Annotated in this window: 23 protein-coding genes; 16 read left to right on the top strand and 7 right to left on the bottom strand. The window is 73.3% G+C overall.

Features of this window, described 5'->3' with window-relative positions; all coding sequences use genetic code 11:
• Positions 1–211 precede the first annotated feature (211 nt).
• Complete coding sequence (locus tag BLR33_RS35430; protein WP_176930642.1) at positions 212–355, top strand: hypothetical protein; 144 nt, start codon at positions 212–214, stop codon at positions 353–355.
• Positions 356–474: 119 nt separating this feature from the next.
• Complete coding sequence (locus BLR33_RS30445) at positions 475–1,467, top strand: aldo/keto reductase (protein ID WP_093787880.1); 993 nt, start codon at positions 475–477, stop codon at positions 1,465–1,467.
• A gap of 273 nt (positions 1,468–1,740) precedes the next feature.
• On the opposite strand, the gene BLR33_RS30440 is transcribed toward BLR33_RS30445, so the two are convergent.
• Entirely contained in the window at positions 1,741–2,853 is a 1,113-nt protein-coding gene (locus BLR33_RS30440; protein WP_093787879.1) for a glycoside hydrolase family 18 protein, read from the bottom strand.
• Between the two features lie 589 nt (positions 2,854–3,442).
• Between BLR33_RS30440 and BLR33_RS30435 the strand changes: the two genes are divergently transcribed.
• Both BLR33_RS30435 and BLR33_RS30430 read left to right on the top strand, forming a co-directional pair.
• Positions 3,443–4,918 carry an MFS transporter gene (locus tag BLR33_RS30435; protein ID WP_176930639.1) on the top strand — a complete coding sequence of 492 codons (1,476 nt, stop codon included), beginning with the start codon at positions 3,443–3,445 and terminating at the stop codon, positions 4,916–4,918.
• Positions 4,919–5,008: 90 nt separating this feature from the next.
• Positions 5,009–6,466, top strand: a complete 1,458-nt coding sequence (locus BLR33_RS30430; protein ID WP_176930637.1) for a carboxylesterase/lipase family protein — start codon at positions 5,009–5,011, stop codon at positions 6,464–6,466.
• Between the two features lie 160 nt (positions 6,467–6,626).
• On the opposite strand, the gene BLR33_RS30425 is transcribed toward BLR33_RS30430, so the two are convergent.
• Positions 6,627–7,274: a TetR family transcriptional regulator gene (locus BLR33_RS30425; RefSeq protein WP_093787876.1), complete on the bottom strand. Its 648-nt coding sequence runs from the start codon at positions 7,272–7,274 to the stop codon at positions 6,627–6,629.
• Positions 7,275–7,482: 208 nt separating this feature from the next.
• Between BLR33_RS30425 and BLR33_RS30420 the strand changes: the two genes are divergently transcribed.
• The 3 genes from BLR33_RS30420 (at position 7,483) to BLR33_RS30410 (ending at position 9,922) form a co-directional block, all read left to right on the top strand.
• The gene (locus BLR33_RS30420) at positions 7,483–8,250 is read left to right on the top strand and encodes an oxidoreductase (RefSeq protein ID WP_093787875.1); all 768 of its coding nucleotides are present in this window, start codon (positions 7,483–7,485) and stop codon (positions 8,248–8,250) included.
• Positions 8,251–8,461: 211 nt separating this feature from the next.
• Entirely contained in the window at positions 8,462–9,202 is a 741-nt protein-coding gene (locus tag BLR33_RS30415; RefSeq protein WP_093787874.1) for a sortase domain-containing protein, read from the top strand.
• Between the two features lie 96 nt (positions 9,203–9,298).
• Positions 9,299–9,922, top strand: coding sequence for a dihydrofolate reductase family protein (locus tag BLR33_RS30410; protein ID WP_093787873.1), 624 nt, complete (start codon positions 9,299–9,301; stop codon positions 9,920–9,922).
• A gap of 150 nt (positions 9,923–10,072) precedes the next feature.
• On the opposite strand, the gene BLR33_RS30405 is transcribed toward BLR33_RS30410, so the two are convergent.
• Positions 10,073–10,903, bottom strand: coding sequence for a helix-turn-helix domain-containing protein (locus BLR33_RS30405; protein WP_093787872.1), 831 nt, complete (start codon positions 10,901–10,903; stop codon positions 10,073–10,075).
• 138 nt (positions 10,904–11,041) lie between these two features.
• Between BLR33_RS30405 and BLR33_RS30400 the strand changes: the two genes are divergently transcribed.
• On the top strand, positions 11,042–11,803 hold the full coding sequence (locus BLR33_RS30400) for an SDR family oxidoreductase (protein WP_093787871.1): 762 nt from the start codon (positions 11,042–11,044) through the stop codon (positions 11,801–11,803).
• Positions 11,804–11,999: 196 nt separating this feature from the next.
• Here BLR33_RS30400 and BLR33_RS30395 read toward each other — a convergent pair whose 3' ends face one another.
• Positions 12,000–12,884, bottom strand: coding sequence for a LysR family transcriptional regulator (locus BLR33_RS30395; protein ID WP_093787870.1), 885 nt, complete (start codon positions 12,882–12,884; stop codon positions 12,000–12,002).
• Between the two features lie 222 nt (positions 12,885–13,106).
• Between BLR33_RS30395 and BLR33_RS30390 the strand changes: the two genes are divergently transcribed.
• On the top strand, positions 13,107–14,468 hold the full coding sequence (locus BLR33_RS30390) for an MFS transporter (RefSeq protein ID WP_093787869.1): 1,362 nt from the start codon (positions 13,107–13,109) through the stop codon (positions 14,466–14,468).
• A gap of 37 nt (positions 14,469–14,505) precedes the next feature.
• On the opposite strand, the gene BLR33_RS30385 is transcribed toward BLR33_RS30390, so the two are convergent.
• Positions 14,506–15,414 (bottom strand): oxygenase MpaB family protein, encoded by a 909-nt coding sequence (locus tag BLR33_RS30385; protein WP_093787868.1) that lies wholly within the window; start codon positions 15,412–15,414, stop codon positions 14,506–14,508.
• A gap of 130 nt (positions 15,415–15,544) precedes the next feature.
• The gene (locus tag BLR33_RS30380; protein WP_093787867.1) at positions 15,545–16,117 is read right to left on the bottom strand and encodes a TetR/AcrR family transcriptional regulator; all 573 of its coding nucleotides are present in this window, start codon (positions 16,115–16,117) and stop codon (positions 15,545–15,547) included.
• A 369-nt stretch (positions 16,118–16,486) separates the two neighbouring features.
• On the opposite strand from BLR33_RS30380, the gene BLR33_RS30375 reads away from it, so the two are divergent.
• From BLR33_RS30375 to BLR33_RS30365, 3 genes are all read left to right on the top strand, one after another.
• Positions 16,487–16,912 (top strand): hypothetical protein, encoded by a 426-nt coding sequence (locus BLR33_RS30375; protein WP_143031791.1) that lies wholly within the window; start codon positions 16,487–16,489, stop codon positions 16,910–16,912.
• A 252-nt stretch (positions 16,913–17,164) separates the two neighbouring features.
• Positions 17,165–18,718 (top strand): hypothetical protein, encoded by a 1,554-nt coding sequence (locus tag BLR33_RS30370; protein WP_093787865.1) that lies wholly within the window; start codon positions 17,165–17,167, stop codon positions 18,716–18,718.
• A 229-nt stretch (positions 18,719–18,947) separates the two neighbouring features.
• Entirely contained in the window at positions 18,948–19,670 is a 723-nt protein-coding gene (locus tag BLR33_RS30365; RefSeq protein ID WP_093787864.1) for an SDR family NAD(P)-dependent oxidoreductase, read from the top strand.
• An 81-nt stretch (positions 19,671–19,751) separates the two neighbouring features.
• Here the strand turns inward: BLR33_RS30365 and BLR33_RS30360 are convergent, their stop codons facing one another.
• Positions 19,752–20,057: a putative quinol monooxygenase gene (locus BLR33_RS30360; protein ID WP_093787863.1), complete on the bottom strand. Its 306-nt coding sequence runs from the start codon at positions 20,055–20,057 to the stop codon at positions 19,752–19,754.
• Positions 20,058–20,346: 289 nt separating this feature from the next.
• Between BLR33_RS30360 and BLR33_RS30355 the strand changes: the two genes are divergently transcribed.
• From BLR33_RS30355 to BLR33_RS30340, 4 genes are all read left to right on the top strand, one after another.
• Positions 20,347–21,279 carry a heavy metal-binding domain-containing protein gene (locus tag BLR33_RS30355; RefSeq protein WP_093787862.1) on the top strand — a complete coding sequence of 311 codons (933 nt, stop codon included), beginning with the start codon at positions 20,347–20,349 and terminating at the stop codon, positions 21,277–21,279.
• 13 nt (positions 21,280–21,292) lie between these two features.
• Positions 21,293–22,147, top strand: coding sequence for a heavy metal-binding domain-containing protein (locus BLR33_RS30350; protein WP_218136731.1), 855 nt, complete (start codon positions 21,293–21,295; stop codon positions 22,145–22,147).
• Between the two features lie 7 nt (positions 22,148–22,154).
• Complete coding sequence (locus BLR33_RS30345; protein WP_093787861.1) at positions 22,155–22,568, top strand: hypothetical protein; 414 nt, start codon at positions 22,155–22,157, stop codon at positions 22,566–22,568.
• 540 nt (positions 22,569–23,108) lie between these two features.
• Positions 23,109–26,222: a S53 family peptidase gene (locus BLR33_RS30340; protein ID WP_093787860.1), complete on the top strand. Its 3,114-nt coding sequence runs from the start codon at positions 23,109–23,111 to the stop codon at positions 26,220–26,222.
• Positions 26,223–26,330: the final 108 nt, after the last annotated feature.

Raw genomic sequence — 26,330 nt, 5'->3', positions numbered from 1 at the left:
TTCTTGAGAGGGAGGATCGAACTCCGCCCGACGCTACCCAGGCATTTCCGCAGGCTGGGCGCACGCAAGATGACGAACGAGGGTCGGCTGTCTGTCCAACCCCGGACGCGCCGCTGCGACATGCCGGGAATGTGAGGTAAGCGCGGTTGTGTGCACAGCCGTTGGGCAACGCAGCGTAGTGAGCCGCGGGCCTACGGTCCGCCTCGGGCCGGTGGAGTTCCTGACTGATGAGCAGGCCGAGGCGTACGGGACGGTCTCCGAGGTGCCCACGTGCCCGGAGCTGGAGCGGTCGGGACCCGGTGGCGACCTGCTGGCTGTGGATCGCTTCACCGGCACCCGCTTCCGCCGCGCCTGATCCGCCGGCGGGGCCGGTCCTCCGGCTTGACATCGAGCGCGCTCCAAGTCCTAGCGTCGAAGGCGTTCGTCAGCCCTCGAGGTACCGCCCGGTCCGCTGGGCAGGAGGAGTGTCGGCGCATGATCACCCGAACCACGCTCGGCTCGCCCGGTCTTACCGTCAGCGCGATGGGCCTGGGGTGCATGGGGATGAGCGAGAGCTATGGCGCCGCCGACTGGGACGGCGGCATGGCCACCATCGACCGGGCCCTGGAGATGGGCATCACGTTCCTGGACACCGCCGACGCCTATGGCGCCGGCCACAACGAGGTACTGGTGGGCCGGGCCATCCATGGCCGCCGGGACCAGGTGCAGCTGGCCACCAAGTTCGGCATCGACCGCAGCGCCGGCGACCGGGCACGCCGCATCCGCGGTGCCCGGGACTACGTGCTGCGCTCCTGCGACGCCTCGCTGCTGCGGCTGGGCGTCGAGGTGATCGACCTGTACTACGCCCACCGCCCGCCCCAGGACGTGGAGATCGAGGAAACCGTCGGGGCGATGGCCGAACTGGTCCAAGCGGGCAAGGTTCGCCATCTGGGCCTGTCCGAGGTCGACGGCGAGCTGCTGCGCCGGGCGCACGCGGTGCACCCGATCACCGCGGTGCAGAGCGAGTACTCGCTGTGGACCCGCGACGTCGAGGCGGTCACCCCGGTGATGGCCGAACTGGGGGTCGGGCTGGTGCCGTACTCGCCGCTGGGACGGGGGTTCCTGACCGGCACCCTGGACCGCTCCGCGCTGGGCGAGAAGGACTTCCGGCGCACCAACCCCCGCTTCGCCGGCGAGGCGGGCGAGGCCAACGAGAAGATCGCGCAGACCGTGCGCGAGGTGGCCGACCGGCTGGGTGCCACCCCGGCCCAGGTGGCGCTGGCCTGGGTGTACGCCCAGACCGAGCGGCTCGGGGTGGCGGTGGCGACCATTCCGGGCACCCGCAGTCCGGCCCGGCTGGAGCAGAACGCGGCCGCGCTGGAACTCACGCTGGACGCCGAGGCACTTGCCGCGCTGGACCCGCTGAGCGACCAGGTGATGGGCGAGCGGTACACCCCCGCACACACTGCTGAGGTCGCTCGGGGTTAGCCGGTGGGCTCGGCGCGCACGACGGCCGGCTCGACGACGTCGTTGACGTAGCGCCCACCGGTGACCTCGCCGGTCACGGCCAGGGTCGCCCAGCCGGCGCTCGGCGTCCGCCGGCACCGGGCCCGGGCCGGCGGACGGATGTACTGCTGGGGACGCGCGGCCGGGCACCGCGCATGATGCCTGCCCCTGACGAAGCGGCTGACGTTCCGGGCAGGTCGGCATGTGGCTGCCGAGGTCACTGCCGATCAGCCGGTCGATCACGGCAGTTGGCGCTCAGCTCTGCCGGAGGGGCGGCATCGGGACGGGGACGGAGTAGGCGCTCGACCCCGCGCCGACGCCGCCTTCGCAGGTGTTGGGCGGGTCGGTGGTCACCCCGCGGGTCGAGGGGCGTTCCGCGGCCCAGAACATGTACCCCAGCAGGCCGTTGGTGGTGCCGGCGCCGGCCGGTGCCGCGTTCTGCGTCCAGCTGCCGGTGGCGTTCTGCAGCGAGGAGGAGAAGTCGGTGCATTCCGGCCTCACCTGGGAGCCCTCGGCGATGTAGAGGCTGCCGGTGAACTTCGCGGGGGCCAGCGGCGGGATCGGCGGACTGTAGTTGGCCTTGCCCGAGATGTGTTCCTGCCAGTTCGACTCCGCGCCGCCGGCCGACGGCTGCTTGCTGGGCACCATGGCGTTGGCGTAGTCCAGCACCGGGGCACCGGGGGTGAGCCAGTGCGCGGTCGCGTACTGGTCGAGGTCGATGAGCCAGCGGTCGCCGGCCGCGACATCGATGGTGAGCCGCGCGGTCGGATCAGCACCCGAGGCGTCGTACGGGTGCGCGGCCCGGTAGGCGTCGATGAACGCCTGGAGACCCGCGGTGTTCGGACCGGAGCTCTGCTCGTAGTCGATTTCGATGCCGACGCCGAGTCGGGTGGCGAGCGCGGCGGCCTTCTGCCCGAGCAGTGTGGGGTTCTGGGCGAGCGCGGTGTCCCAGTCGTCGGTGTAGGTGATGCCGCCGATGGAGAGCATCACGCGGATGCCGTGGCTGGTGAAATAGTTCACCACTGCCTGGTTCATGCCGACCGGGACGCCATCGGTGTTGCCGCTGTTCGTCGTGCCGCTGAGGAGGGTGAGCGGGTTGACGAAGCTGAGCACCACGAGGTTGACGGAGGGGTGGCCGTCACCGCGGTCGATGAGCCAGTGGTTGTCGTGGTCGAAGTCGGTCATGTCGCGGACGGTTGCCCACGTGCAGGCATCGTCGCCGCAGTGCCATGCGCCGTAGACCTGCGGGGCGTTGCCGGCCACGGCACTCGCGGCGGTGGCGGGGGCGGCCGTGGGAAGGGCCGCCGCGACGGCCGCGATAGCGGCTGCCGCCGCGAAGGACTTCACTCTGCCGAGCAGCACACGCATGAACGCCTCCTGGCGATCAAGGGGTCTCCGTGAAGGGGCGTGCCACCGTGACGGATTGGTCTGGACCTTGTCAATGAGGGTCCCATACCGTGCCGAATCGCCACGAGGGGCCGGGCCGATGCGTTCTCCGGAAGCGATCTTGAGAAGCGAGAGCGCGCGCTCGGGGTGTGACCGGTGGTGATCGGTAGCGGCGGCGATTGGTGGCGCATTGCCGCAGCGCGATCTGCATGAGCAGACCGCGATACAGCGGTGGATGCGGTCGGCCGAGGACCGACCGCTGCGGGAACCTGTGTGCGACGCGCTGCGCTCGCTGCGGACGGTCGCGGCTGGGACGCCACCCGGACGAGAGGCCGACGCCGGTCCCGGTACCAGGTCCCGATGCGGATCAGGGTCCGGACTCAGCGGCAAGGCCGTGAAGTGCGCGGCGACTGCCCGTCGCGGACCCATCCGGTGGGCTCCTCCGCGCGAGCCCTGCCTGCCCCGGTGCGCAGCCGCCGACGAGGCTGCATCCCACGTTGGTGGACAGGCTATCCGGTATCGCTCTACGATTGACGGACAGGCTATCCGGAAATCGTCGAGGAGCACCGCTATGCCCAGCCCGTCCCGCCTGTCCCCAGGCGCCGCCGCATCCGCGGCACCCGATGCCGACCCCTCGCACGGGGTGGCCAAGCGCGGTGTCGCGCTGGCCGCCGTCGCGGCCGTCGCGTGCGTGGCGCAGTTCATGGTGGTGCTGGACTCCTCCATCGTGAACGTGGCACTGCCGGCCATGAAGTCGGGCCTGGGCCTGTCGGCATCCGCCCAGCAATGGGTGGTCAACGGCTACCTGGTCGCTTTCGGCGGACTGCTGCTCTTCGCCGCGCGCACCAGTGACCTCTTCGGGCGCCGCCGCGTCTTCCAGGCCGGGCTGGTCGTCTTCACACTCGCGTCGCTGGCCGGCGGGCTGGCCCAGGACGGCTGGATGCTGCTCGCGGCCCGAGTGGTGCAGGGCGCCGGGGCGGCGGCGCTCGCGCCGTCGAGCCTCAGCCTGATCACCGCCAGCCACACCGAGCCCTCCCGGCGCACCCGGGCCATGACGTGGTGGGGCGTCGCCGCCTCCAGTGCCGGGGCCGCGGGCATCGTGATCGGCGGTCTGCTGGCGTCGGTGAGCTGGCGGTGGGTGATGCTGGTCAACGTGCCGATCGGCGCCGGCCTGCTGATCGCGAGTCTGGCCTTCCTGGCGCCGACCGCGACCGGGCAGCGGCGTTCCCGTATCGATCTCCCCGGGGCGATCACCGTGACGCTGTCGGCCGCGGCGCTCGTCTACGGCGTCTCGGCCGCACCGGACGCCGGGTGGGGAGCGGCCCGCGTGATCGCCGCCCTGGTGGCCGGTGCGCTCCTGCTCGCGGCCTTCGTCGGCATCGAACGCCGCAGCAGCGCCCCGCTGGTCCCCCTGGGGATCCTCTCCGTCGCCAACGTGCGAATGGGCAACGTCCTGACGCTGTGCATGGGCGCCGTCATCACCGCGCCGCTGTTTTTCCTCTCCCTGTACCTGCAGCAGGTCCTGAGTCAGAGCGCCGTGCGCACCGGGCTGTCCCTGCTGCCCATGGTCGCGGTCATCAGCATCGGAGTGCTGCTGTCCCTGAAGCTGATCCCTCTCGTCGGAGCCCGCCGCCTGGTGGTGATCGGCGGGACCGTCGCCGCCGCGGGACTCGTCTGGGTGGGCGGGCTTCCCACCCACTCCGTCTACGTCACCCACGTTCTGCTGCCCACCCTGGTCGTCGGAGCAGGCATCAGCCTGACGATGATGCCCGCGATCGTCGCCTCCACCAGCGGTATCGACCCCCGCAACGCGGGCGTCGCCTCGGGGCTGCTCAACATGTGCCGCCAACTCGGCGCCGCTCTCGGCCTGGCCGTCCTGGTCACCGTCGCCGCCACCGTCACCAGCCACAGCACCGTCGGCGGCAACGCGGCCGTCGTGGACGGCTACCGCGTCGCCTTCTGGGCGCTCGCCGTCCTCAGCCTCGGCACCGCCGCCCTGGCCATGCGGCTCAAGCCCGCCCAGGACCCCGCAGCCGACGCCGACTGAACACACCTGCCACGGAATTCGCGCTGGTCCTCACCCCGACCGAGCACGGCCGCCACCTCAACTGCCCCCGCACACCGGAAGGAAGCCCCCGTGTCCGTCAACGCCCCCTGCGGGCCCATCGCAGGAATCACGCGCGCGGCCGACACCGCCTACCTCGGCATCCCCTACGCCCGAGCGCCCTACCCCACCCGCGCCTTCGACCTCCCGCAGCCGCGCGAGCCGTTCACCACCTGCTTCAAGGCCACCGGGTACGGGCCGAGCCCCGCCCACCCCCACGTCGGCCAGGACCTCTTCCCAGACCCCGTCATCGCGGGCGAGGACGCCCTGAACCTCAACGTCCACGCTCCCACCCGCGGCGACGGGCCCTTCCCGGTCGTGGTGTGGCTCTACGGGGGCGGCTTCTTCACCGGCAGCAACGCCAGCCCCTGGTACGACGGCGCCTCCTTCGCCCGTGACGGCGTGGTCTTCGTCGTCCCCAACTACCGTGTCGCCGCCGAAGGGTTCATGATCCTGGACGACGGGGTCGCCAACCGCGCGCTGCTCGACATCACCGCCGCCCTGACCTGGGTGCGCGACAACATCGCCGCGTTCGGCGGGGACCCCGCGAACGTGACCCTGGCCGGGCAGTCCGCCGGCGCGACGGCCGCCCTCGCCCTCACCGGAGTTCCCGCCGCCCGCGGCCTGTTCCGCCGCCTCGCCGTCATGAGCGCCGGGACTCCGCTGCTCACACCGCTGGACCGGATGAAGCAACTCTCCGCCGACTTCGCCGACCGGCTCGGCATACCGCCCACCCGGCAGGCCCTCTCCGCCACACCGACCGCGCGCCGCATGGCACTCGAACAGGAGTGGCTGCCCGGAGAAGTACGAGCGCCCGCCGAGAGCGCCGACGACCGCGCCCGCCGCGCCGGCCGGGACGCACTGCGCTGGCAGCCCACCCTGGACGGCGAAGTCGTCACCACCGCCCCCGAGGAAGCACTCGCCGAACCCGGCGCGCTGGACGCCCTGTTGATCGGCACGACCACGCAGGAGTGGAACTTCCTCCTCGGCGACCTCAGCACCGCCCCCAGCACCGACGCCTGCCTGCACGGCATGGCCAACCTCGGCCGCACCGCCGACGACCTGGCCACCTACCTGACCGAGCTCCGCAGCGACAATCCCGGTCACGCACTCGCCCAGGCACTGACCGACCGCACCTTCAGGTGTCCCGCCCGCACCATCGCCGACACCGCCGCCCGCGCCGGCATCCCCACCCACACCTACCAGTTCGCCTGGCCCGCACCGCACTTCGGCGCGGCCCACTGCGCCGACCTCCCCTTCGTCTTCGACCACCTCGACGCACCCCAGGCCCCCCAACTCCTCGGCCCCGACGCCCCCCAGCACCTGGCCGACCGCATGCACACCGCCCTCACCCGCTTCGCCCACGGCAACTCCCCGGGCTGGAGCCCCTACACCGCCGACGAGCGCCGCACCATGGTCTTCGACCAGGCCCCCTACGAGTGCACCGACGCCCTGGCCAAGACCCCCAACGCCCTCAGGTATTCGGCTTGATGGGTCCCACGCGTCCACGCCTCCTTTCCACCAATGCGGCACCTTCCAGCAGGGTGGTGGGGGTCCCAAAGCAGCCAATGGTTTACCACCCCGGTCGAAGAGGGCGCCTCGCCGACCTCTGCTCCGCTTCGGGCCGGACGCACGGCCCGGGCCGGTGGGCTCAGGTGAGGAGTTCGTGCTGCAGGGTGCGGGTGAGCCAGGCGGTGAAGGCGGCGAGGGACCAGTTGCGGGAGACGACCAGGTGGTGGTGGAGGGCAGGGTCGTTGTAGACGGTGATCACGTCGGCCGCTTGGTCCGGGGTGAGGCGAGGCGTCAGCGCGTCCGCCGCGGTGAGGAGGGTGACGATCCGGTGGGCGCCCTCGCGCCGTTGGCGCTGGATGTCGGCCCACAGCGCGGCGACGTCCGCGTCGGTGTCGGCTGCAGCGCGGACCACTTCGTACAGCACGGACACCCCCGCCATGATGCGGGCGAGGATGGCGGCGTATCCCGCGACGATCTCGGCGCCGTCGGTGAGGGTGCGCAGTCTGCGTGACTCGGGGCGCTCGGCGAGGGGGACCGGCTCGTCGTCGCCGATCAGGGCCTGGTCGTAGACGGTCTTGAGCAGGTAGGGCTTGCCGCCGGCCGCGGTGAAGACGGTGGAGCGGCTGACCCCCGCGGCCTCGGCGATGGCGTCGATCGAGGTGGCGGCGTACCCGCGGGCCGCGTAGAGCTCGGCCGCCGCGGCGAGGACCGCCCGCCGGGTGGCCTCGGCCTGCTGGGCGCGCAGGCCCGAACGGTAGGCCCGTTTCTCCTGCGGGCTCGCGCTCATCGTCCTCGCTCCCGATCGCACTGGGTGGTGCTCCACGGTCCGTTGCCGCAATGCCCGAAGCACGGCGCCGACCCGGCCACCGAGCCTACCCGCCGTTACGGCCGGTCGGCGGCGATGCGATTTCATCAGACTCAGAGTATGGTAGTTTCGAATTCAAGGACATGGCGGTGCCTGTCCTTCCCTGTCTCCGCACAAAGGGCTTATCGGCATGACAGCGACAAATGTCTTCGTCCCCACCTCCGTGATCCCGGGCGAGTTCGCCGGTCGGCGGGCTCTCGTCACCGGCGGCTCGCGCGGGATCGGCGCCGCCGTGGCCCGGCGCCTGATCGACGGCGGGGCGACCGTGGTCACCACGGCACGCGACCGCGCCAAGGACACCCCGCAGGACTCGACCTTCATCAGCGGCGACCTGCGCACGGCCGAGGGCGCCCGCCGCCTGGTGGACGCGGCCGTCGACGCCCTGGGCGGTCTGGACCTCCTGGTGAACAACGCGGGTGCGGCCCGCGTGCACTTCGGCGAGATCCCCGACGCCGAGTGGGAGGACTCCCTGGCCATCAACTTCCTGTCCGCGGTACGCGTGACCGCGGCCGCGCTGCCCTCCCTCAAGGAGAGCCCGCGGGCCGCGATCGTCAACGTCTCCACCGGCGTCAGCGCGAAACCGCCCGCGCCCCTCGCGCATTACGGCGCCGCCAAGGCCGCTCTGGAGAGCTGGTCCGCCAGCCTCGCCGCGCAGCTGTCCCCGGCCGGGATACGGGTCAACACCGTCGTCCTCGGCATGGTGGACACCCCTGGCGGCACCGAGCTGCTGGAGACGATGGCCGGGGCGATGGGCGCGTCCGCCGAGCAGGTGTGGTCCTCGATCCCGCTGGGCCGCGTCGGCGACCCCCGCGACCCGGCCGAGGCCATCGCCTTCCTGCTCTCCGACCGGGCCCAATGGATCGCCGGCAGCTCCCTCGCCGTCAACGGCGGCGCCTGACGGACCGCACGGTAGGCCGCACGCGGCGGGGCGGGGCGACGGGGACTCACGTCGTGAACGTATTCCGTTTGTGGCCAGCGACGAGGTCGGGTCCGGGGTGAGACATACGCCACGAGCTGCGGTTAAGGGCAGATGTTGTCCTTTCGGAGGGCATCGCTGACCATGGCAGGAGGGATTCCGTTACTGTCCTTCCGACCTGCCAGGGGGTGCCATGATCCGGGCCCGGAACGCCGTCATCCCCCTCGTGGGCATAGGTGCCGCAGCGCTGATCGGATGCTCCGCGACAGCCGCTGCGGGCACCGCGCACGCCGCTCCCGCCGCCGCGCCGGCCACGCACGCGCCGGCTGCTGCACCAGGCGCACCTGCCGCACCCGCCGCGGCCCCCTCACCCGCCACGCCCTCGCCGACCCCGCCCCCGGTCGACCGCAGGACCGCCGTCGCCTCGCTGACCATCCCCGCGATCGGGATCAAGGGCATGCGCGTGATCCCGTACGAGGGCACCACCGACGACTGGGCCGGCACCCACATCCAGGACCGCAGCATCGCCGCGAGCCCGTACGGCCCGCACGGCGGTGTCGGCCCCGGCGAGGTCGGCAACTACCTCGTCACCGGCCACCGCCTCTCCGCGGGCGGACCCTTCCACGACGTCCCCGACCTGCGCAACGGCGACAAGGTCCTGGTCACCACCGGCGGCACCACGTATACGTACACGATCACCGCGACCAGGAAGACCGACTTCCGCTCCGCCCAATCGCTCGCCGACCAGCGGGCCGCGGTGCCCGGCCACCCCGGCGAGAAGCCCACCAAGGCGATGATCACGGTCTCCACCTGCGCGACCCCCGAGGACAACGCGGCCGGGAACTTCTGGCGCGACAGCCGGGACAACCCGCAGCACCGCATCGACAAGATCGGCGTGCTGACCTCCTGGTCGAAGGCCGCGGGCACCTCGTAGCCGGGCGCCCGGCACCTCGACCGATGAGTCCGGCACCGCCGTGCCGTCTCCACTGGGAGACCCCGCAACGGGGCCTTCGAGCGAGAGGAGAACGCCATGAGCGAGCTTGTCGTCACCGAGTTCATGACCCTCGACGGTGTCGCCCAGGCACCCGGCGGGCCCGAGGAGGACCCGGAAGGGGGCTTCGCCTACGGCGGCTGGCAGGCGCCGCTGATGGACGCGGAGGCCGGGGCGGCCGTCTTCGAGCAGGCCAAGGGCATGGACGCGCTGCTGCTGGGCCGCCGCACGTACGACATCTTCGCCGCGTACTGGCCCGCGGCCCCGGCGGAGATGGACTTCACGCGCCTCCTCAACCGCGTCCCGAAGTACGTCGCCACCCGCACCCTGAAGGAACCGCTGGACTGGCAGGGCGCGCACGTCCTGGACGGCGGCCTCGCCGAAGGCGTCGCCGACCTCAAGAAGCGCCACGACCGGGTCCACGTGATCGGCAGCCTCGACCTGGTCCGCTCGCTGCTCGCGGAGCAGCTGGTCGATCGGTTGAACCTCTGGCTGTACCCGGTGGTGCTCGGCAGCGGCAAACGCGTCTTCGAACCCGGCGCCGCCCCTTCCGCGCTGCGCCTGACCACGTCCCGCACCTTCCCGAACGGAGCGGTCCAGCTGGAGTACGAACGGACCGGCGAGCCGACGACGGGCGACATGGCCGCTCTCGACAGGCAGTAGCCCGCCGCGCTGGCTGTCCGCTTCAAGGCGGCCCGTCCCAGGCCGGGCACGTGCCCGCGGCGCCCGCTCCGCGAGCCGGACATCCGTCTCCAGCGGGCCGTCGAGGCCCCTCGGCTCCACCGCGCGATCGGGGCCGGGCCGCCTTCGGGGTCAGGGGACGGGCTCGTGCGGGGCCATGGCGGCGAGGAGGCGGAGTTTCTCGTCGCTCTCGCTGCCCTGGTCGGCGTAGTACAGGACGAGGAGCAGGCCGTCGCCCGCGGGGAGCTTGTCGCGGTGCAGGCGCAGCTCACCGACGACGGGGTGGTTCACGGTGGTGGTGCCGCCGTCGAGGTTGCGGATGTCGTGGCGCGCCCACAGGGTCCGGAAGCGCTCGCTGGACAGGGCGAGCTCGCCCACCAGCTCCACGAACCGCGGATTGCCGGTGTCGTCGCCGACGGACTTCCTGAAGGCGGCGATGAAGCCTTCCGCGGAGCGGGTCCAGTCCTGCTGGAATTCCTGCTCCTCGGGATCGAGCAGCAGCGACCGCAGACGGTTGTACCCGGGTCGCAGACGCGGGGAGAGCGCGACCGCCAGCGGGTTGGACGCCAGGACGTCGAACGCGCGCCCTTCCACGAAGGCGGGAATCCCCACGCCCGCCAGAAGCTGGTGCAGCCGTGCGGGGACGCGCTCGGGTTTCCGGCGCCGCTTGCGTTCGGGGCGCGCGGCGGCCAGGCCGAGCAGGTATTCCTCTTCGAGCTCGTCCAGGCGCAGGACCCGCGCGAGCGACGCGAGGACCTGCGGTGACGGATTCTTGTCACGGCCGCGCTCCAGCCGCAGGTAGTAATCGGCGCTGATGCCGGCGAGCATGGCGACCTCTTCACGGCGGAGCCCCGGCACCCGCCGGCGCGCACCCGGCGCCAGCCCGGCCTGCTCCGGGGTGACCAGGGCCCGCCGGGCGCGGAGGTACTCGCCGAGCAGGTTCGCGCGGTCGTCGTCGCTCATGGTCGCCAGCGTAGTTCGGGCCCCCTCGCCGAAGGGGGGCCCTGACAGGACCCCGGAAGACGGGGGCACTGCCTGCGGGCGGAGAACGGATCAAGACTGGGGTCGCCGATCGACATGTCCCCACAGCAGGAGGATCCCGTGGACATCACCCGCAGTACCGTCTTCATCGCCGGCGCCACCTCGGGCATCGGTCTCGAACTCGCCCGCCGCTTCGCCGCGGCCGGCAGCTCCGTCGTCATCGGCGGCCGGCGGACCGACCTGCTCGACGAACTCGCGGCCGACGGGTTCGACACCGTACCCATCGACGTGACCGCGGAGGACAGCGTGGCCCGCGCCCGCGACACGATCCTTCGCGGCCACCCGGACCTCGACACGATCGTGACGATGTCCGGCATCGCGGTCCCCGAGGACCTGCGCGACCCCGCCCACTTCGGGGCCGCGCGGCAGATGATCGACACCAACCTCCTGGGCACCATCCGCGTCATCGACGCGTTCACCCCGCACCTCGTCGGGCGCGGCGACGGCACCGTCATCACGGTCACCTCGGGCATCGGGTTCCTGCCGTTCCCGCTCATGCCGACGTACGCGGCCTCGAAGGCCGGCGTGCACGCCTACACCGAGGCGCTGCGCGCGCAACTGGCCGGCACGGGCGTCGAGGTGGCCGAACTCGTCCCCCCGGCTGTCGCCACCACGGAGGAGCAGGCCCGGCTCAACCCCCGTGCGCTCGACCTGGGCGAGTTCGCCACCGAGGTGATGGATCTGCTTGGCGCCGACCCCACTCCGCGCGAGATCCTCGTCAAGGGCGTGCTGATGCACCGGTGGGCCGAACGCGACGGCACGTACGACGACTTGGTCGCCCAGCGGTCGCAGGCGCTGGCGACGCTCCCGGGCCGGCAGTAGGAACCGCGGCTGCACGGACCGCCGGGTCGACGCCTGTTGCCGCGGCGGCGACACGGCACGAGCGGAGCGCTGACGCACGCGGGCGAGGCGGCGATCCAGGTCGGCGGGGGCGCGGTGCCTCTCACGGCGCGGTGGGCGCGGGCCGCTCGGACCGGTGCGGTGGGTGCGGGCGGCTCGGACCGGCGCGGGCGGCCCTCTACGCCGGGGCCACCGCGGCGTAGAGGACGTCCCGCAGGCCCGGCAGGGTCTCGCGGTCCTCGCGCCAGACGAGGCGCAGGCTGAGATCGGGCACGGGGAGGTCGAGCCGGGTCAGGGTGCCCGCGCGCAGGCCGGCGGCGACCGCGAACCGCGGCAGCAGTGCGATCCCCAGCCCGTGCTCGGCCCACGCGCGCATCACGGACACCCCGCCGGCCATGACCCGTTCGGGGCCCGCGCCCAGGACGCGGTCCGCGGCCATCCGGAACGAGCACTGCGGCACGTTGACCAGGAGGCGCTCGCCGTCGAGGTCGGCGGGCGACAGCCCGGCCCGGCCGGCCAGCGCGTGCGCCGGAGCGGCGACCAGATCCAGCGGCACCGGGTCGAGGTCGAGGAAGGCCAGCGGCCCGGGCGGCACGGGGAAGCCCAGGCCGCCGACGTCCCCGCCCGCATCCAGCAGCAGCGCCGCGTCGAGCCGGCCCGCGGCGACATCGGCGAACAGCCCGTCGCGGGCGCGGTCGCTGTGCACCTCGACCTCGACGTCGGGCCGCCGCTCGGCGAGCCGGCCGAGGACGGCCGGAACGTGCGAGCCGGCCAGGGTCTCCAGTGCGCCGAGCCGCAGCCGGGGCCGCTCGGCGCGGACGTCGCGGACGGCCTCCTCGGCGGTGTCGAGCAGGGAGCGCGCCCAGCCGTGCAGCCGCAGTCCCGCGGGGGTCGGCGCCATCCCCTTGGCGCCGCGCATGAACAGGCTCACGCCGAGGGCGGATTCGAGGACCCGTATCTGCTGCGAGACCGACGAGGGGGCCAGGCCGAGCGCGATGGCGGCGTCGGTCACGGTCCCGTGCCGCAGGACCGCCTCGAAGACCCTGAGTTGGCGTAGCTCCACGCCCGAGCAGAACGCGGCGCGGCGTCCGGGGATTCCGAACGGGCCGGTCCCTTGGGGGATTGCGCACAGCCCACGGTGCCTTCGGGGATCGCGCACGAGCCATGGTGCCTTAGGTGATTCCGAACGGTCCGTGCGGCGGCGCCGGTGGAGCCCGGCACCCGCGGCGGCGAACAGTGGGTCCCGTACCCCCGCATCCCACGGCACTTCGGAGCCCCCTCAGCCATGACCGTTGTGAACTCGCCCCCGTCCGCGGGCGTCTCGCCGTCCAGGCGGCGGACCGGCGCCCTGACCGGCATCTCCCTGGGCTACTTCATGGTGCTGCTCGACACCACCGTGCTGTCGGTCGCCGAACCCGACCTGGCCTCCTCCCTCGGCACCTCGACGGCCGGGCTCCAGTGGGCGGTCACCGGCTACACCGTGGTGTTCGCCGCCCTGCTGCTGTCGGCGGGAGCGGCCGCCGACCGCTTCGGCGCCCAGCGGCTCTTCCGCTGCGGCGCCGCGGTCTTCGCGCTCGCCTCCCTGCTCAGCGCCATGGCCCCCGGCCTGGGGGCACTGCTCCTGCTGCGGGCGGTCTCGGGCGCCGCCGCGGCGGCCTGCGTGCCCGCGTCCATGGCGCTGATCGCCCTGCTGTACCCGGTGCCGGCCGCGCGCGCCCGCGCGGTGGCGGTGTGGGCCGCGGTCAGCGGCGCGGCGGTCGCGGCCGGCCCGATCGCCGGCGGCGCGCTGGTCGAGGCGGCCGGCTGGCGGGCGGTGTTCCTGGTCAACGTGCCGATCGGGGCGGTGGTCCTGGCCCTGACCCGGACCCGCTCCCTGGCCTCCGCCCGCGGCGACCGCCGCATCGACTGGCCCGCGCAACTGGCCGCCGCCGCGGCGCTCGCGCTGCTCACCGACGCGCTGATCGCCGCCGGCGCGGGTGCCTGGACGCACGCCGCCTGGTCCGCGGCGGGACTGCTCGCTGCGGCGCTGGGGTTCGCCGCGCTCGAACGCAGGAGCCGGGCGCCGGTCCTCCACCGGGGCCTGCGGCGGTCCGGCCGGGTGCGCGCGGGCCTGGTGGCCGCCGCGGCGGCGAACTTTGCCTTGGCCGGCACCCTGTTCGTACTGCCGCTGCTGCTGCAGCAGCAACGGCACCTGAGCCCCCTGCAGACCGGGCTGGCGTTCCTGCCGCTGACCGTCCCCTTCGCCGCGAACCCGCCGCTGACCGGGCGGATCGTGGCCCGCGTGGGCCCCCGGCGCCCGGTCCTGGCCGGTCTGGCCCTGCTGGCCCTGGGCGGCGGGGCGCTGGCCGGCGCCGTCCTCGCCGCGGCCGCCTACCCCTGGATCGCCCTCGGCCTGCTGCTCAGCGGCTTCGGGATCTCCTGCGTCCTGCCGGCGCTCGTCGCCGCGGTGATGGACGCCGCGCCGGAGGGCACCGCGGGCGCGGCCGGCGGCCTGCTCAACGCCGTCCGCCAGGTCGGCGCCACGCTCGGCGTGGCCCTGATGGGAGCGGTCGCGGGCCACGGCACCGGATGGTCCCTGCTGTTGTCGGCCGCGGCCTGCGCCCTCGCCGGGACCGTCTTCGCCCTGACCCGCCCGGCACCGCGGTGACCCCGCGGGAAACGTGCCCCAGGGTGTTCGCCCGCGGTCAGCGGGAGTTCGCCGCCCGCGCGGACTCGGCCATCCGGGCTCTTGCCGCCGCGTGGATCTCGGAGGGGCCACGGGCCCACTCCAGGGCGCGGCCGGTCACCGTGGCCAGCGGGCGGTCGATGGTCGCGCGGACCAATACCGGGCGGTGGATGTCGAGTTCGGAACGGGCCCAGCCCGGCAGGAGGCCCACCGCCGCGTTCATCAGCACGCCCACCACGACGCGTTCGCGGCCGGTGCGGCCGAAGGCGCGCAGGAAGCGGACGACGTCCAAGGCGGCCGGAGTGGCGTGGAGTTGGGGCCGCATCCCGGCCAGGTAGCGCGTGGCCTCCGCCAAGCTGCGCGGGACATCATGCGCCCCGAGCGCTTCGGCGACCGGGGCGACCTGGGCGAGGTACGTGTCGCACTCGGCCGGGGTCAGCCGGTGCCGGCGGGCGGCGAACGCCTGGTAGCCGCGCAGGAAGCTGAACACCTCGGCGGTGTGCACCCAGGTGAGCAGTTCGGGATCGTCCGCGCGGTAGGGCCGGCCGTCCGGCGCAGTGCCGCGCACCTGGGTGTGGATGCGGCGTACGACCTCGATGACCTCCTGCGCCGCCTGCGTGGAGCCGAAGGTCGTGGTGGTGACGAAGCGGGCGGTACGCATGAGGCGGCCGGTGGGGTCGGTGCGGAAGTCGGAGTGCTGGTCGACGCCGGCCATCGCCAGCGGGTGCAGCGACTGCAGCATCAGCGCGGCGAACCCGCCACTGAGCATGCCGGTCGGGTGGCCGTGCACACGCCAGGCCGGGGAGTCCGGGGCGATCGCCAGCAGCCCGGGGTCGCCCACGGGCCTGGCGTACCGCTCCAGCTTGAGGTCCCCGCCGTGCACGGTCGCCTTGAGCTCGTCGGCGATGCGGCTGCGCAACCACCCCATGACGTGCTCTCCTCGGTCCTGCCCCCGCCCCGGTGCCGGGCCCGTACCGCCTCGGCCTGCCGGACGCGATGTCCCGCCGCCGCGCACGGCCGCGAAGGGCCCCACGTCACCGATGCTACAAGCGGACCTGTCAGCGAGCCCTCGCGGCCTGTGCCCGCAGCCCGTCCAGCATCGTCGCGACCATCGGCTCCAGGTAGTCCGGCCCGCCGTGCACCTTGGCGATCGCGACGATCAGGTCGAAGATCTGCTCCAGCGTGATGTCCGCGCGGATCTCGCCCGCCTCCTGCGCGGCGGCCAGCAGCGGCCGCCCGGCGTCGAGCGCGCGACCGCGCTTGCTCGGGACACCCTCCGGGCCGGTGTGCTCCAGCAGCTCGGAGACGATGAGGCGCTTGTGCGGGATGAAGGCGAACTGCCGCCGCAACCAGGCGATCAGCGCCTCGCCCGGCGGCTGCCCCGGCTCGGCGGCAGCGGCTTCGCACAGGGCCTCGACCTCGTCGGCGTAGAGGGCTTCGAGGAGTTCGCGGCGGCCGGGGAAGTTGCGGTAGAGCGTGGCCATGCCGACGCCCGCGCGGCGCGCGACCTCGGCCATCGAGAGGTCCGTCTCGCCGCGCGCGAAGGCCTCGCGGGCGACCGAGAGGAGCGTGTCGCGGTTCCGCTCGGCGGCCGCCCGCCGGGCCGGGAAGGACGGCCTGTCCGCAGCCATGGGGTCTCTCCTCTCGCACATCCCTGATGGACAGCCTATCCGCTATCGGTCCGCGGCGGCCCGGCAAGCGGTCGGCAAGGTCCCCCATGGGGCGAGCGGCCGGCCGCCGCGGCGGGGGAACTCGGGCCTGCCGCGCGGGCGGGCGCCCCGGCAGGTGCTCGCCGGCCGGTGGCCCCGAGGCGATCTTCCGTGTCCGGGAATCGACCCCGGAATGGCTCATTCACAGCTGAGGAAGCGCGGATTCCCCCCGTAGGTTCTTGGTGCATTGACGGTGCAGCAAATGGCGCGCCTCGGAGAATTCCCGTATTTCTCGCCTCGGGTGGGAGAGGGATTTTCTTTTCCCGGGGCCGTGCCGAGACAGGAGTGAACATGCGCAAGTTCGTACGCCTAGTGGCCGGTGCGGGGGCCGCCGCGGTGCTGGGCCTGGCCTTCACGGCGAGTCCCGCCAGTGCGGCCGACTCCTACCACCTTTCGTGCGACACGACGGGCGCCACGGGTGACCTCACTGTCCAGTGGACCAACGGCGCCACCAGCGAGCCCGTGGTCTTCAGCGTCTCGGACACGCTCTCCGACGGGCACGCCGTCGAGATCCGCGTCATCGGCCGCAACCAGGTGGGCACCCCGCTCAGCTGGCCGTGGCACAAGGTCACCTCGGGTTACGCCACCGGGCAGGAATGGTCGAGCACGGCCACCTACAGCGGCGGTATTTACGACATCGGCCTGGAAGTGGCGCGCTATTCGGGAACCGGCACGATCATGAACGACTGCACCAGCTCGCTCAAGGACGGCATATGACGGCTCTTTGAGCGGTTCTCTCAGCCGTGCGGCCGGGATTCGCGCGTTCGCCGCCGAGCCGTGGACCGGCCGCCGCCGGACTGAGGACGTACGCGCCGTACCGCCACGATCAGTCCCCGAAGAAGGACGTTTCACCTGCTTGCCATCGGCGCGCACCATGGGTGGGACGTACTTCACCGGAGCCGCGATATCGCCATGCCGCGGTGACGGTCTGCACTGAGGTATTCCGAATTCCGGGGACCGTGGCGGGGTATGAAACGACGATTCGCATTCCCGGCGCGCCGGGCGTCCGGGGGCGAGAGGCACAGCGAGGAGCCGGAGCGCGCCGAAGAGATCGGATCCGGCCGGCCGGCAGGCGGCAGCACGGTGCGGATCGAGGAGATCAACGGAACCCATGTGCTGCTGCCCGCCGGCGAGCCGGTGGCCGACCCGGTGACACTCGCCGAGCTGGGATTCGCCACCGCCGACGAGGCCGACGGCAGCGTGACCGTCGTGGTCGGCGCGGATCCCGGATTCGGCTGGCCGTCACTGGTCGAACTCCTCGACTCGGTCCGGGAGCAGGGCGCCACGAACATCCGCCTCGCCATGTCCGGCGCCGCCGCGGAACGCGGGGAGCAGCCGGCCGTGGCGCGCTGGGTCGCCGACACGTGGGATCTGCCGGTCGACGCGCCGGACGGCGTCGTGCTCCTCGTGCCGGGCGGTTCCCTGTTCGTGCCGCCGGATCCCGAGGGCGGATCGGTGCCGGTCCGCGGCGGGCGGTGCCAGGGCTGGTGGAGCTTCGCTCCAGGAGCCGAGCGGCGCCTGCTGGGGCGCCGGCTTCCTGCCCCCGCCTGGCAGGCGGCCGTGGACGCGCTGCCCACCACGACGCCCGGCGGCGCCGAGATGCACGCCATCCCCGCCGGGGTGCTGCTGAGACCCGAGGGTTCAGGACCCCCGAAAAGCGGCGACCTGGCCTTCGCCGTGCCGGCGAGCGGCAGGCGCCCGGTCGTGCTCGTGGGCGCACCAGCGGATGAGTCCGAGGTGGCGGCGCACGACATCACCCATGTCCTGGGCGCGCTGCCCGAGTGGGCACGCCGGGACGCGCTGCTCGCCCCGGGCAGGGGGGTCGACCTGCTGCCGGCGGCCCAGCAGGCCGCGGACCTCCTCAAGTGCCCCATCGAGGTGTTCACCGGTACGCCGCTGCTGACCGACGACGTGCGGGCGGCCGCCGGTGGCAAGGACGAGCACAGCGTCCAGGCGGTGGTGATCGGTGCGGATGGGGCGCCGGCATGGCGACCGTTCGTCGGATCGGTCGTGTGCCGTCCGACGGCGCCGGGCAGGCACGGGAAACCGCCGACACTGGGCCACTGGCACCTGCCGATTCCCGGCAGCGGCGTCGGTCCGCCTGTGCCGGGCGTCGCAAGGCTCTCCGAGCGGTGGTCGGTCACGGCGACCCGGGCGGGGCTGGGCGTCGGCACGGCCGGCGAGCGGATCTCCTTCGCCGCGCGGCCGCTGCACGCCGGCCGAGCGGCGATCGACGTGGGCACTCCGGGGCGGCCGCTGGACGAGTCGGTGCTGCCCGCGCTGCGCAAGCTGCTCGGCGCGGTGACCGAGGACGTGCGCGAGCACGCCGTCCTCTACGTGCACGGCAGGTGCACCAGGGAGCAGATGCGCGAACTGAGCCGCCTGATGGCCGACCACGGGGTCCGCCGGCTGCGCACCACACCGCCACCGTCGCCGCTCCGGCGTGCGGCGCCCGCGCCCGCCGCGGGCAGGCCGCCCATCTCCGTCGAGACACATCGCAGGACGCCGACGGACGATCCGTAAAGCCGGCCGGCAAAGCGCCGGCCGGCCCGAGCGCGGCGGAAGGGAAGGACGCATCCGCAGACGACAGCATGGACCGGGCTGCGCAACTGACCCTCACCGTCCCCACCGCGGGGCCGGGCCCGCCCTGCGGGGGAGCGGCCGCGCCTGCGGGCGCCGCGGGTCGGGACGGAGGAGGCTGGAGGCACGGGCCGTACCGGACGGCCTCCGACACCCAGGAAAGAGGGGCGCGATGAGCCGCGTTCTGGTCACCGGTTCCGCGGACGGCCTCGGGCTGGCCACCGCGGACGCCCTGCTGTCTGCCGGGCACGAGGTCGTCGTGCACGCCCGCAACCCGCAGCGGGCCGCCGCGCTGAAGGGCCTCACCGACCGCGGGGCGGACCTCGTCGTCGGCGACTTCACCGACCGCGACGCCGTACGGGGGATCGCCGCCGCGCTCGATGGGACCGCGCTCGACGCGGTCGTGCACAATGCCGGTGTGTGGAGCGGCCCGGCCGTGATGCCCGTCAACATCGTCGCCCCGTACCTGCTCACGGCCCTGCTGCCCGGCCCGCGCCGCCTGGTGTACCTCAGCAGCGGCTCCCACTTCAGCGGGCGGCCCGCCCTGGAGCGCACCGACTGGCAGGGCAGGAAGCCGGGTTCGTACGCCGACAGCAAGCTCTTCGTCACGGCGCTGGCCGCCGCGGTCGCCCGGCTGCGCCCGGACGTGGTGAGCAACGCGGTGGACCCGGGCTGGGTGCCCACGAAGATGGGCGGGCCGAGCGCGCCCGACGACCTCGAACTCGGCCACCGTACGCAGGAATGGCTCGCCGTCAGCGACGATCCCGAGGCCCTGACGAGCGGCGGCTACTGGTACCACCGCGAGCGGCGGGAACCGCACGCCGCCGTGCACGACGAGGCGTTCCAGGACCGGCTGCTGCGCGCGCTCGCGGAGGAGACCGGCACGGCGCTGTGACAGCGGTGCCGCGAGCGGTCGGAGGGTGCGAGCGTCGGGGGCGGAGGCTGCCGCGCCGGGCCGACCGGCCGCATCCGGCCTTCAGGGGAGCTTGTGGGCGAGAACGTCGAGTCGCTCGATGGAAGGCGGCTGGGAGAACAGATCGCCGGCTCGGTCCATCAGGGCCTTGCCCAGTTGGCCGCTCAGGTGGGTCTGACGTGCGGAATCGGTGGGGAAGACGTCGAAGATCGCGAAGCCGGTCGCGCTCAGGCGCACGGCGAACCAGGCGACGGTGTCGGGCTCCTCCTGCACGAGGTCGAGGCCCGAGCGAAGGAAGTCGGCCACCTCGTCCTCCTTGCCGGGCTTGGCCTCGACGTATACGTACAGCCCGACCTTGACGTCTGCCATGAGGGGACTCCTTCCGATGCCCGGCCGCCCGTGAGCGCCCGAGCACTGCCGTGACCGGTTGGCACAGAACGGGCTCATTATGTCCGGGTCACGGCTTCTTCACGTACATTCGCCTCCCGTTGGCACGTCGCACCACCCTCACCGCGCCCCAGCAGCCTGCTCGCCCGGCCCGGTGGTCCGGGCGGGCGCGCTACCGCCGCCCTCGTACCGCCCCCACCTGCGGGCGGCCGCCCCGCGGGCGTAGACTCCGGCCGCTGTAGGACCTGGCGGGGACGGGGGAGTCGTGGCCGTGAGCGGGGAATGGACGGGGGCGGGGCTGCCGCCGGAGGCGGCCGCGCGGACCGCGGAGGCGCGCCGCAGCGGCACATGGTCCTCCGCGCTGTCCACCGGGGAGTTCGCGGCGCTGCGGGCCGTGGGGTTCGAGCCGGTGGGCCAGGTGATGGGCTCGGCCGTCTACCACGTCGGGCGCAGCGGCCGGTACTGGGGCTACTACGACTGCCAGTTCGTGATGCGCGCGTTCGGCTACGCCAGAGCCGCGGGCGTCGCCCTCTCCGGGCGGGGCGCCCCCTCGGCCGGACTCGTCACGGTGCTGGACAACGCCCGGCGCGCCGCCCTGGACCGGATGACCGCCGAATGCGCGGCACTTGGCGGCGACGGCGTCGTGGCCGCGCAGTTGACGGTCGCGCCCTTCGTCGCGCAGGCCAACTGCCTGGAGTTCCAGGTGATCGGCACCGCCGTGCGCGCCGCCGGACCGGTACGGGCGCCGCGGCCGTTCACCTGCCACCTCGACGGGCGCGGCTTCGCCAAGCTCGTCACCGCCGGATGGGTGCCCGTCGAGCTGCTGTACGGGATGTCGATCGGTGTGCGGCACGACGACTACCGGACCCGCTCGCAGCGCGCCTCGTGGGCCAACACCGAGGTCGCCGGCTACAGCGAACTCGTCCACGACGTACGGGCCGACGCCAGGGCGCAGCTGAGGGCCCAGAGCGGGCGGCACGGCGGCGACGGGGTGATCCTGGCGGCGGGGGACCTGCGGGTGTGGGGTGAGCCCTGCTTCCGCAACAGCGACCAGGAGGACCACGTGGCCGAGGCGACGCTGGTGGGCACCACCGTCGCCCGCTTCGAGGTGCGCGCGCAGGTGCCGCGCACCCTCACCGTGATGCCGCTCGGCACCCGGCGACGCCCGCAGTCAACCCGCCGTACCGGCACCGACATTGGATGAGGGGAACCCGTTCATGACCGTCTTCGACTCCTCGGACGGCGCCGCCGGCGACGCGGCGGCCCAGGGCGTACCGGCCGACGCGATGCGGCGGCTGGCCGAACTGCGGCCCGGCAGGCCGGGTTCGATCTTCACCAGCGACCTGTCGGTCAACGAGTTCCTGCTGGTGCGCGAGGCGGGCTTCCGGCCCATCGGCCTCGTGCTCGGCAGCTCGATCTACCACGTCGGCATCCAGCTGGGCCGCTGGGGCAAGAACCAGGAACTGACCACGCTCAGCCAGGCGATGTACCACGCCCGGGAGTTGGCGATGACCCGGATGGAGGCCGAGGCCGCGCAGCTGGGCGCGGACGGCATCGTGGGGGTGCGCCTCAGCGTGGAGGCCCGCGAATTCGGCAACGACATCGCGGAGTTCATCGCGATCGGCACCGCCGTCAAGGCCGATCAGCCGGCGCCGGGCGGCGGCAGCTGGCGCAACCTCAAGGGCCAGCCCTTCACCTCCGACCTCAACGGCCAGGACTTCTGGACGCTGATCCGCGCCGGCTACGCCCCGCTCGGCATGGTGATGGGCACCTGCGTCTACCACATCGCCCACCGGCGGATGGGACAGGTGCTGGCGGGCGTCGGCCAGAACGTGGAGATCGAGCAGTTCACGCAGGCGCTGTACGACGCGCGGGAGTTGGCGATGGAGCGCATGCAGCGTGAGGCGGAGGAACTGCACGCCGAGGGCGTGGTGGGCGTGCAGCTCAACGCGCACAACCACCGCTGGGGTGGCCACACCACCGAGTTCTTCGCGATCGGCACCGCGGTGCGGCCGCTGCGTGAGGACCACGTCATCGAGCGCCCCGCGCTGGTCCTGGGCCTGGACGGCTGACCCCGCGATGACCTCGCCCCACGATCCCGCCGACTCCCTCGACCTGCTGACGGCCGCGCTGCGCCGGGACGCCGCCGACCTCGACACCTACGCCCAGGTGCTCACCACGACCCTGGCCGACGCGCTCCCGCCGGGCTCCGTCACGATCACTCGCAAACGCGCCATGGCCGACCGGCTCGCCGGCCGCGAGGGCCGCGTCACTCACGTCGAGGTGGCCCTCGGCGAGCAGCGCCTCGTCCTGGACCTGGCCGCAGGCCGCCCCGAGGCGCTCCTGTGCCGCGAAGTCCGCGGCGTCGTCCTCTCCCGCCGCCCCGTCCCCCTCGACGAATGGCTCCGCGAACTGGCCACCTCCCTCACCACCCGCGCCGCATCCGACACCCGCGCCCGAGCCGCCCTGGAACGCCTCCTCCTCGACGAGTAGGGCCCTTCGCCTCAAGTCGCTGTTGGAGCACCCGGAGACGACGGGGCTTGTCGTGACGACATCGCGCAGACCGGCTAGGTGCTCCACCGCCGTGCGAGCAGTGGGCCGAACCGGCCGGGCTCGCTGCACGCGGTCCTCGGGGCGGGGGCAAAGGGCGAGGTCGACGGCACCGGGGCAGGGGGAGCGCGGCGGGCGGCGGCTGCCGAGGTCGGACGGGCCGCGGGGGAGTTGCCGCACGTCGAACGGAGTTCCAAGATCAGGTAAATACCGTACAGGCGAGCGAGCGCTCGCCTGGTGGGGCTGGTAGAAAGCAGGGTCGGCTCTTGTGGTGCGCGGGCGGTGGGTCCGCGCGGGCGGGAGGCCGCTGCAGCCGGGGGGTTCGCCGCAGTCCGGGGTCCGTTGACGACGGGGTTCCGGGGTGCGGGCGGGGGGATCGCCGATCGCGTGGAGCCGGACGCCGTCTTGAGGCGTCCGGCACTCCTGGCTGCGCGGGGAAGCGAAGCGCTTGCGTGGCCGGCCGCGGCGCACAGGAGGGGAAAAGTGGTCATCGGGACAAGCAGGGCCCAGCGCGGCCCGGCGCGGCGGCGGGGGGTGCTCGGCTCCGTGGTGGCCGCCGCGGCCCTGGCGCTCGTCGCGGCGGGCGCGCCGGCCGCCGTCGCGGACAGCGGGCCCAACGGGTCCGGGGGCGCGAGCGTGGCGCCGAAGCGGGTGGGCACCGCTCCCCACCTGCCCGCAGGCGCGGTGCGGACCGCCGCCCCCGCCGGAAACACCCCGGTCGACCTCGGCGTCGAACTGGCCCCGCGCGACCCTGCCGCCCTGCGGACGTTCATCACCGACGTCTCCACGCCCGGCTCGCCGCTGTACCACCACTACCTCCGAACCGGCCGGTTCGGCGCCGAGTTCGGGCCCAGCGCCGCCACCGTGGAGCGGGTGCGCGCCGACCTGAAGGCACAGGGCCTGACCGCCGGCAAACTGTCGGCCGACGGCATGACGCTGCCGGTCCGCACCACCCTCGCCACCGCCGCCAAGGCGCTGCACACCGGCTTCACCGGCTTCCGTACCGCGGACGGCCGGACCGGCATCGCCAACACGGCCGCGCCCGAACTGCCCGCCGACGCGGCGCCCGCCGTGGCCGCCGTCACCGGCCTGGACACCCTCGCCCACCTGACCCCGCACCTGTCGGGCAAGGTCCGCAAGGCCGCAGCCGCCGCGGGGCAGCACGCCGAGGCCCCGCGCATCACCGGCCGCACGCCGAGCCTGTGCACGGCGGCCAAGAACGGCCTCGCCGCCAACGGCTACACCGACACCCAGGACTACTGGAGCGCCCGCTCGCTGGCCACGGCCTACGGCATGGCCGACCAGCCGGACGTCGGCACGGGCGTGTCGGTGGGCGTCTTCGAGCTGGAGAACTACGGCACCGCGGACATCGCCGCCTACCAGGCGTGCTACGGCACGAAGGTCTCCGTCAGCGCCGTCAAGGTGGACGGCGGCCCCACCGCGGCGGCCGACACCATCGACGCCTCCGGCTCCCCGGTGGGCCTGGAGTCCGCACTGGACATCGAGGACCTGATCGGCCTGGTCCCGCAGGCGTCCCTGGTCGTCTACCAGGGCCCCGACGCCGTCAACGCCAGTGACCAGGACGTGCTGGACGTGTACCAGCGGATGGTCGCCGACAACAAGGTCAAGGTGATCTCCACCAGTTGGGGCGCCTGCACCGCCGACCAGAGCAGCGCCTTCCTCACCACCGAGAACCAGATCTTCGCCGAGGCCGCAGCCCAGGGCCAGACCGTGACGGCCGCCTCCGGCGACGACGGCTCGGGCGACTGCTGGTACGACGCGAACGGCGACGGCGTCAACGACGACCCGAACGGCGGCCAGGTCTCCGCGGACGACCCGGCCGGCCAGCCCTACGTGCTCGGCGTCGGCGGCACCTCCATGACCGGCTCCAACGCCACGCAGACCGTGTGGAACAACGCCACCCACCCCGGCGCTGACGCGGGCGCCACCGGCGGCGGCGTCTCCTCGTTCTTCGCCCTCGACTCCGCCACCGGCTACCAGGCCGGACGGCAGGGCCCCGGCTACTTCGACGCCTGCTCCGCGCCGGCCGGGCAGACCTGCCGGCAGGTCCCGGACGTGGCCGCGCTCGCGGACCCCTTCGAGGGCTACCTGGTCGACTGGGGCGAGGCGTCCGGCGACCCGCAGGAGGCCGGCTGGTACGTCATCGGCGGCACCAGCGGCGCCTCCCCGACCTGGGCCGCCATCGCCGCACAGGCCGACCTCGACCTCGGCTGCGCCGCGAACGGCCCGATCGGCTTCGCCGACCCGGCGCTCTACCAGCTGCCGTCGAGCGCCTTCCATGACGTCACCGACGGCAGCAACGCCATCCCCGGCCGCAACGTGCAGCCCGCCGGCGACTACTCCGCCGGCCCCGGCTACGACCTGACCACGGGCCTCGGCACCCCGCAGAACGCGCGCACCGCGATCGCCGCGCTGTGCAAGGCCGTTCCGGCCGCCCCGGGCGGCACGTTCACGCCCGTCAACCCGGCCCGGGTGCTCGACACCCGCGCGAAGATCGGCGTCACCACGACCACCCCGGTCAAGGCGAACGGCACCGTCGTCCTCCAGGTGGCGGGCAGCGCGGGCGGCGCCGTCCCGGCGAGCGGCGTGACCTCCGTCGTCCTCAACATCACCGCCACCGCCGAGACCACCGGCGGCCACCTGATCGCCTACCCGGACGGCGGCACCCGGCCCACCTCGTCCAACCTCAACTGGACACCCGGGCGCAACGTGCCGAACCTGGTCATCGTCCCCGTGGGCGCGGACGGCAAAATCGACCTGGTCAACGCCAGTTCGGGCACCGTGCACTTCGTCGCGGACGTCTTCGGCTACTTCTCCGCGGCCGCCTCGGGCGCCACGTACGAGCCGGTGGGGCCCGCCCGGGTGCTCGACACGCGCGCGAAGATCGGCGTCACCACGACCACCCCGGTCAAGGCCAACGGCACGGTGGCGCTGACGGTTTCGGGAGCCGGCGGGGTGCCCGCCACCGGGGCGAGCGCGGTGGTGCTCAACGTGACGGCGACCGCCGAGCAGTCCTCCGGCCACCTCATCGCCTACCCGAGCGGCACCACCCGGCCCGACTCCTCCAACCTCAACTGGATCGCGGGCAAGTCGGTGCCGAACCTGGTGATCGTGCCGGTCGGCGCGGACGGCAAGGTGGACCTCTACAACGCCAGTTCCGGCACCACCCACTTCGTCGCCGACGTCTTCGGCTACTTCACCGCCGGCTCCGGCGGCGCCCTCTTCCACCCGGCGGGCCCCGTACGGCTGCTGGACACCCGCAGTGGCACCGGCGCCCCCAAGGCCGGGCAGCTCAGCTCCACCGGTTCGCTGTCGCTGAGCCTCGCGGACGGCGGGGCGCTGGCGGGCGCGAAGGCCGTGGTGCTCAACGTGACCGTGGTCAACGGCACATCAGGCGGCGTGCTCACCGTGTGGCCCGACGGGCAGACCCGGCCGACCTCGTCCAACCTCAACTGGTCGGCGGGGCAGACGATCGCGAACCTCGTGACCGTGCCGGTGATCGACGGCAAGGTGGACTTCCACGCGAGCGCGGGATCGGTGGACGTGGTGGCCGACCTGTTCGGCTACTACTCCTGAACGCGGGCCGGTTGACTCACGCCGGTCCGAAGTGACCTGACCGCCCGGGGCTGTTGCGGCCCCGGGCGGTCGCCTTTTTCGGCCTGCCATGGACCTTGCCGCCGGGCC

Origin of the sequence: Actinacidiphila guanduensis (assembly GCF_900103985.1) — a bacterium.
Lineage (GTDB): Bacteria > Actinomycetota > Actinomycetes > Streptomycetales > Streptomycetaceae > Actinacidiphila > Actinacidiphila guanduensis.
The sequence above is the reverse complement of the archived record's forward strand: the minus strand, read 5'-3'. Positions and strand labels throughout refer to the sequence as shown.